Below are 7584 nucleotides of genomic sequence, written 5' to 3'. Positions count from 1 at the left end.
TTCGCCGATGCCGCGGTAGCCGAGCTCCGGGCGTTGCTGCCACGTCTCACCGCGGCCTGGTGACGACGACGACGATTCCGTCCGACCGATAGCCCAGCCAGTGCAAGGGAGCTACTCGGGCTCCGAGCACCATGGCGAACATATTGACAGGTTGAGAGCAAGTGTCTAGTTTTCCCGGGGTGAGTGGCGCCCGTCACTTCCGATGAGAACTCGAGGGACCAATGCACGTACTCTCACGCCGGGGCTTCCTGGGCTCGGTGGCCGCGGCCGGCATTGCGGCGGCGACCGTGCACTCCGCGGCGGCCCGGGCGGGTGACGCCGCCAGCTCCGCGTCCGCCACCGGACGGATTCCCCATGCGGTCGAGGAGCATCGTGTCCTGGTGGTGGGCAGCGGGTTCGGCGGCGGCGTCTCCGCCCTGCGACTGGCCCAGGCGGGAGTGCCCGTCGTGGTCCTCGAACGCGGACGGCGCTGGCCGGCCGGTCCGAACTCCGACACCTTCCCCAGTGCGACCTCGCCCGATGAGCGCGCGGTGTGGTTCGGCGGCGCCGCGGAGGTGTTCGGTCGCCCGGTCGACCTGCCCCGCTACACCGGCCTGCTCGAGGCCTCGGTGGGCGAGAACATGACGGCGGTCCTGCCCACCGGGGTGGGCGGCGGATCACTGATCTACCAGGGCATGTCACTTCAGCCCACCGAGGAGCTCTTCTCTGACTGGTTCCCGGGCGCCATCAACTGGTCCGAGATGGACCGGGAGTACTTCCCCCGCGTTGCCCGGATGCTCCGGCTCGCCGAGGCGCCCGACGCGCTCATCGACTCGCCCCAGTACGCGGCCTCACGGCATTTCGCCCAGCGAGCCCGGGACTCCGGCCTGCCGGTCAGCAAGATCCCCATGCCGATCGACTGGGACTATGCCCTGGCCGAACTGCGCGGTGAGATGAGGCCGTCGTTCACCAACGGGGACAGCTCCCTGGGCGTCAACAACGGGGGCAAGAACTCGGTCGATGTCACCTACCTCGCTCAGGCGGAGGCGACCGGACTGGTCGACGTGCGGCCGCTGCACGATGTCCGGGCGATGCGCCGCGCACCGGACGGCTCCTGGGAACTCGACGTGAACGTACTCGACGTCAGCGGAAACCTCCTGAGGACGCTCACCCTGCGTGCACCGGCGCTGATCCTCGCCGCCGGGTCCGTCAACACCACCACCCTCCTCGGCCGGGCCGAGGCGGACGGTGCGGTGACCGACCTGCCCGACGCGATCGGCGAGGGGTGGGGCACCAACGCCGATCGGATCTACATCTGGACCGATCCGGCCGCCGGGTTCCCGGCAGTGCAGGGAGGTCCTGTGGTCTACGGCAGCCTCAACTGGCAGGACCCGGCCTCGGCTCACACCGTCATCCAGGCCTCGCTGCCCTCCGTCGGGGTGCCGATCCACAGCACCGTGTTGGTGGGGTACGGCGTGAGCGCCGACCGGGGCCGGATCGTGTACGACCCCGCCCAGGACCGCGGAGTCATCCAGTGGCCCGCCGGAGGTGACGGTCACATCGTCCGCCAGCACATCTCGCGTACCGCGCGGGCGATCGTCGGAGAGTCCGGTCACCTCACCGACACCAATGAGATCCTCAACTCCACCTGGCACCCCCTCGGCGGAGCCGCCATGAACCAGGTCTGCGACCTGGAGGGACGCGTGATGGGCCAGCGGGGCCTGTACGTGATCGACGGTGCCCTCATCCCCGGCACTACGGCCGCCTGCAACCCGTCGCTCACCATCGCCGCCATCGCCGAACGCGCACTCGACAGGATCGTCAGGCACGACGTCGGCCACCTCTTCTAGATGCGAACCCAGAGAAAGGCCGACATGCGTCGACTCAGAGCCTTCGCCACCGCCACTGCTGCCCTCGTCGTCGTCGGGCTCGGGATTTCGCCCGTCGCGCACGCCGACCCGCTCGGTTCCGCGGACACCCACGCGCACACGTCCGACATGGTCGCCGATCCGTTCTACGAGCCGCCGGCCGACCTACCGGCGCAGCCCGGCGCGGTGGTCCGTACCCAGCCCGTCACCATCCCGGCCACTCTTCCCGGGGCGGACGGCGCCTGGCCCGCTGCGGCGACGCGGATGATGTTCACCTCCCGCGATGTCCACGACGCCCCCGCCGCTGTCACTGCAATGGTGATCGAGGAATCAGGGCCGTGGCGAGGGCCCGGCGAACGGCCGACCGTCGTCATCGCCCCGGGCACCACCGGCCAGGGCAACCACTGCGCCATCTCGCTCGCCGCGCCCAGTGGGCTGTGGGCGGGAGTTGATCCCGACCCGTTCCTCTCCGCGAACCAGGAACTCGTCTCGGCCGCGAAATGGCACGCGATGGGAGCGCGCGTGGTGGTGACCGACTACATCGGCCTGGGCACCCCCCGAATCCACAGCTACGTCGACCGGGTCGAGACCGGTCGTGCCGTGCTCGATGCTGCTCGCGCCGCCCGCGCCCTCGCAGGTGCCAGCTCGCCTCTACTTCTGGCGGGCTATTCACAGGGCGGCGGCGCCACCGCCGCGGCCGCGGAACTACATCCCACCTACGCGCCCGAACTCGACCTGCGCGGCGCCTGGGCGGGGGCGCCGGTGGCCGACCTCCAACAGGTACTACGGCAGATCGACGGAACCCTGATCGGCGGAGTGATCGGATGGTCCGTCAACGGGATGGTCGATCGCTACCCTGAGCTGCGCACACTCGTCGGCGCCGCCCTCTCCGATCACGGTCGCGCCACCTTGGCCTCGCTGGAGACCAAGTGCATCGCAGACGTCATATTCTCGAGTCCCTTTCTGCGGACCTCCGACCTCACCGTTGACGGGCGCAGCCTTGACCAGTGGATCGCCGGCGACCCCTTGGCGCAAGCGGTGCTCGACGACCAGAAGCTCGGCCGGCTGACCCCCACCGCGCCGGTACTCATCACGTCCTCACCGAACGACGACACCGTTCCCTACGGCCAGGCCCGCGCCCTCGCCGACGACTGGTGCGCTGCCGGCGGCGACGTGACGTTCTGCTCCACCCCAGTGCCCGCCCTGGCGCCCGGCTGGACGCTCCCGGACCACTTCGGCCCGCTCATCCACGACACGATGATCCACGACGAGGTGACCCCCTGGCTGATCTCCACTCTCGACGGCGGGGGGAGGTTCGGCTGCAGCGTCGCGTGACGCTGGCAGATAATGGTCGGGTGCGATCCCGGGAGATCATCCTCGAGGCCACCCGAGCCGTGATCGGGGAGTCGGGCTTCACCGCCGTGAACGTCGCCGGAGTGGCCAGGCGTGCGGGAGTGAGTCGTCAGACCGTCCATTCGATCTTCGGTACCCGGGAGGAGCTGGTGTCGCAGGCGGTTTCCGACCGGCTCACCTCGCTGACCGGGGCGTTCGCCGAACTCATGGAGTCGACCGAAACGCCACTGGAACTGTTCGTCGAGATGATGGTCCAGGCGCGTCACCACGTCCTCGGCGATCCGTTGCTCCGGGAACTCACGCTCTCCGGAACGGCCAACCCGATCTTCGATCCGGGAGCAGCTCGCCGCGCACACGACTACGCGGTGGCACTGCTCTCTCCCGCCGTCGCCCGCTTCCCCGAACTCGAGGGCCGGGTCGAGAACCTGGCCGACATCGCCGTGCACGTGGGCTGGTCGGTGCTCTGCCTTGATGACCCTGCCTCCCGTCCCGACGTCGAGCTGCGCGCGTTCATCGCCGGGTGGATGGCACCCGTCCTGAAACCGCTCCACCCGGAGTGATGGCGAGGACCACGCCCGGAGGGTCCGATACACTCCCCGTCATGGCCTGCTTCACCACATTGATTCGGGACCGTCGCTTCTAGCGGCGGATTCCCTCCTGTAGGACGCTTCCGCCGCTCCGCGGTCCAGCCGGGCGGCGATTCTGCATGCCCGGGCGCACTCTCTTCATCCGGAGCGTCTACACATGCCCACCTATCGGGGCGGCCGGCACGAGCACGGCCAGAACTTCCTCACCGACACCACCGTCATCGACGAGATCATCGACATCGTCGACGAGACCTCGGGGCCGATCATCGAGATCGGGCCCGGGAGGGGTGCACTGACCACCCCGTTGCAGTCCCTGGATCGCCCACTGACGGCGGTGGAGATCGATTCCCGGACAGTCGAGCATCTCCAGGGTTCGCTCGCTACAGACGTTGAGCTGGTTCACGCGGACTTCGTGCGGTGGCCGTTGCCGACGACTCCCCATGTGGTGGTGGGCAACCTCCCGTTCCACCTCACCACCTCGATCCTGCGCAAATTGCTCCATTCCCCGTCCACGACGACGGCCGTCCTGGTGGTCCAGTGGGAGGTCGCGCGTCGACGAGCAGGCGTCGGGGGCGCGACCATGATGACCGCGCAGTGGTGGCCGTGGATCGAGTTCACCCTGCATCGCCGGGTGTCCCGCCGCGCCTTCCGGCCGGAGCCGGCCGTCGACGGAGCACTGCTCGTCCTGTACCGGAGGCCTCGTCCTCTTCTCGCGGACCAGGACCGTGGTGCTTACCGACGGTTCGTGCACGACGTCTTCACCGGCCGCGGACGGGGCATCGCCGCGATCCTGGCCACCGTGGTACACCCGCGGCGCAGATCTGCTGTCCGCGGGGTCATCGCCCGGGCGGGCGTCGCGCCGGATGCCCTGCCCAGGGATCTCACCGCGCAGGACTGGGTCGCGTTGTACGCGGCACTGGGGCGTCAGAAGTGAGGCGGGTGCCGATCTGCTCCGGACCCCAGCCCCCGACTCGGTGCCCGTCACCGCGGCGCGGGGCTGTGCGGGGCTGTGCGGGGCGGTGTGCTCCTTCCGGCCCGCCGACCGGGCACCTCGGGCAAGGATGGACCCTATGACACCTACTGCAGTGGTGGCGTGGCGATGATCGAGGTGCGGCCGGCTGACCGGTTCGACGACGTGGCTGTTCTCCTGGGGCCGAAGAAGAACCCGGACGCCTCGGTGTGCTGGTGCCTCAGCCACCGACTGGACTCCAAGACCAACACCTCGCTGACGGGTCCCGCCCGGGGCGAGTACGTCCGCGACCTGTGCGGGCGGGACACCGCACCGGGCGTGCTCGCCTACCTCGGGCCGGAACCCGTGGGGTGGGCGGGAGTCGCTCCGCGCCGCGACCTGCCGATCGCGCGATCACGAGTGGTGCCGACCGTCGACGCTCAACCTGTGTGGTCGATCTTCTGCATCCGGGTCCGCCCCGGGTATCGGGGGCAGGGAGTGGCGCGGGAGCTAGTCGAGGGTGCGGTCGGGTTCGCGCGCGACCACGGCGCACCCGCCGTCGAGGCGGTACCCGTGGACAACGGGGCGGACAAGGTCAACCTGACGATGGCCTTTGTCGGCTTCCGCTCCCTGTTCGAGGAGGCGGGATTCGTCAAGGTCGCCGATACCCGCTCGGTGGCGGGGGGCTTCCCCCGGATCGTCATGAGGCGCCAATTCGACTGACGCCCACAATCGCCACCCAGCTGCGCGGCCAGGGGAAAGGGTGCGAGAGCCCGCGGCGCGGCGATAGGCTTCTCGCTACCGCCACCTCGCGAGCAGCGGAGGACGACCATGGGGACGCTGGGCTACACCGCGACCATCTCGCTGGACGGCTATGCCGCCGACGCGAACGGCGACTTCGACTGGACCGCGCCCGGCGGGGACCTGTTCAGGTTTCACGTGGAACGCATGACCTCGGTGTCGCACGAGGTCCTGGGGCGGAACACCTACCAATTGATGACCTACTTTGATGACCTACTGGGAGACTCCTCCCGACGACGAGTCGTGGAGCCCCGACGAGCACGAGTTCGCTCGCCGCTGGAAGGACCTGACGCGCATCGCGGTGTCCTCGACGATGACCGAGGCGGACCTCGTGTCCGACCGGGACCGCCTTCTGCCGCGCCTCGACCTCACCCGTCTTCAGCAGATCGTCGACGACGCCGAGGGCGAGGTCGAGATCTTCGGACCCACCACGGCGAGCGAGGCGATCAGCGCCGGGATGGTCGACCAGTTCAGGTTCTTCATCGTCCCGAGGGTGGTGGGTGGCGGCCTGCGCGCGCTACCTCCGGGTGCCGAGCTCGACCTGGAGCTGGTGGAACACCGTGTCTTCGACAACGGGGCCGTTCTCCTGCACTACAGACGTCGAGAGATCCAGCGGAGCAGCTAGCTCACCGGTGGATCCGGGCGAGCTGCTCGGCGATACCCGCCACCGACTCCCGGTCCATCCCCAGAAACCCGGAGAGCATTCGCCCCACGGGGATCGAGCCCACCAGCTGCTCGATCGAGGCTCCCACGGCGCCGCTCGCCTCACCGGCGTTCGCCGCGAGCGGGCGGAACACCTCGTCGAGGATCAACCGGGCGTCGGGGTCCGCCATCGCCTCGGAGATCGTGGAGTCGAGGTCGATCCGGACCGGGCGCGGATCCCCGTCGATCGGCACGGAGACCTCGATCCGGATGTCCCGGCTGGAGGCCGCGGCCGCGAAGACGTACTCGCCACCCTCCACCAACCAGCTCCCGGCCGGCTCGTCCCAATAGGCGAGGTCCCGGCGTTCCACAACGACATCGAGCTGTCCGCTCTGTCCGGGATCGAGCTCGATATGGCCGAATCCCACGAGCTCCCGTGGCGCCCGGCTGCGCACCGAGGCCGGCAGCGAGGAGTAGATCTGGACGACCTCGCGCCCCCGGTACGACCCGGTGTTGTGGACCTCCACCCGAGCCGTCCACCCCTCGTCGCACCCCCCTTCCCGGGCGCCGACCGTCAGGGACCGGTAGTCGAAGGACGTGTAGGACAGGCCGTGTCCGAAGGGGAACCGCACCTCCCGCCGCCTGTGGTCGTACCCGCGGTAGCCGACGAAGATGCCCTCCCCGTACCGGACGTGCGAGTCCTCGGCGGGGAAGTTGCCCCAACTGGGGGCGTCCTCGATCCGCAGCGGGACGGTCTCGGCCAGCCGTCCGGACGGGGTGGCGTGGCCGTAGAGCACCCGCGCGAGCGCCCGGCCTCCGCCCTGTCCCAGCAGCGCCCCGGACACGATCGCCGTCGCGTGGGGAACCACCGGGGACAGGTCCACCACGGATCCGGCCGACAGGATCACCACGATCCGGTCCTGCACCGCGGCGACCGCCTCGAGGAGGCGGAGCTGGTCTCCCGGCAGATCGATGTGCTGCCGGTCGACGCCCTCGGACTCCTGGTCGTCGGTCAGACCGAGCATGAGGACGGCCACCTCGGCCTCGGACGCGATTGCCACCGCCTCGGCGAGGAGCAGGTCCTCGTCGTCGTCACCATCCCCGACGCCCGTGGCATGGGTGACCCGGGCGTCCCCGGCTATTCGCCTGATCTCCGTCAGTGGCACATCGACCCGCGTGGGGGTGACGTGCGAGCTGCCGCCTCCCTGGAAGCGCGGTTCGCGGGCGAAGGCGCCGATCACCGCGACCCCGGTGGCCGGTGAGAGGGGAAGGAGGCCGCCGTCGTTGGCCAGCAGCACGATCGAGGACTCCGCCGCCTCCCGCGCGAGGTCGTGGTGGGCGGCGTGGTCCACCGGTGCCGCGCGATGCCCTGCGTCGGCGCGCACCGCCTGTCGCCCGTTCCGGG

Annotated in this window: 6 protein-coding genes and 1 pseudogene; 6 read left to right on the top strand and 1 reads right to left on the bottom strand. The window is 69.8% G+C overall.

All coding sequences use genetic code 11. From position 1 onward, the window contains the following. Nucleotides 1-221: 221 nt before the first annotated feature. From G6017_RS10645 to G6017_RS10620, 6 genes and pseudogenes are all read left to right on the top strand, one after another. On the top strand, nucleotides 222-1829 hold the full coding sequence (locus G6017_RS10645) for a GMC oxidoreductase (RefSeq protein WP_182617293.1): 1608 nt from the start codon (nucleotides 222-224) through the stop codon (nucleotides 1827-1829). Further along, on the top strand, nucleotides 1830-3182 hold the full coding sequence (locus tag G6017_RS10640; protein ID WP_182617292.1) for a lipase family protein: 1353 nt from the start codon (nucleotides 1830-1832) through the stop codon (nucleotides 3180-3182). Between the two features lie 20 nt (nucleotides 3183-3202). Next, nucleotides 3203-3760, top strand: a complete 558-nt coding sequence (locus G6017_RS10635) for a TetR family transcriptional regulator (protein ID WP_182617291.1) — start codon at nucleotides 3203-3205, stop codon at nucleotides 3758-3760. A 184-nt stretch (nucleotides 3761-3944) separates the two neighbouring features. Continuing rightward, complete coding sequence (gene erm / locus G6017_RS10630; protein WP_182617290.1) at nucleotides 3945-4721, top strand: 23S ribosomal RNA methyltransferase Erm; 777 nt, start codon at nucleotides 3945-3947, stop codon at nucleotides 4719-4721. A 165-nt stretch (nucleotides 4722-4886) separates the two neighbouring features. Continuing rightward, nucleotides 4887-5459 (top strand): GNAT family N-acetyltransferase, encoded by a 573-nt coding sequence (locus G6017_RS10625; RefSeq protein ID WP_182617298.1) that lies wholly within the window; start codon nucleotides 4887-4889, stop codon nucleotides 5457-5459. Nucleotides 5460-5567: 108 nt separating this feature from the next. Then, nucleotides 5568-6162 (top strand): annotated as a pseudogene (locus G6017_RS10620) (dihydrofolate reductase family protein). Nucleotide 6163: 1 nt separating this feature from the next. Here G6017_RS10620 and G6017_RS10615 read toward each other — a convergent pair. Further along, nucleotides 6164-7584, bottom strand: a 1421-nt coding sequence (locus G6017_RS10615; protein ID WP_182617289.1) for a glycoside hydrolase family 3 C-terminal domain-containing protein, incomplete at its 5' end; no start/stop codon positions are given.

It is taken from the genome of Dietzia sp. B44, from assembly GCF_014145245.1.
In the GTDB taxonomy this organism is placed as follows: Bacteria; Actinomycetota; Actinomycetes; order Mycobacteriales; family Mycobacteriaceae; genus Dietzia; species Dietzia natronolimnaea.
Note: the sequence above shows the minus strand (reverse complement) of the source record. Positions and strands in the feature narration are given on the sequence as shown.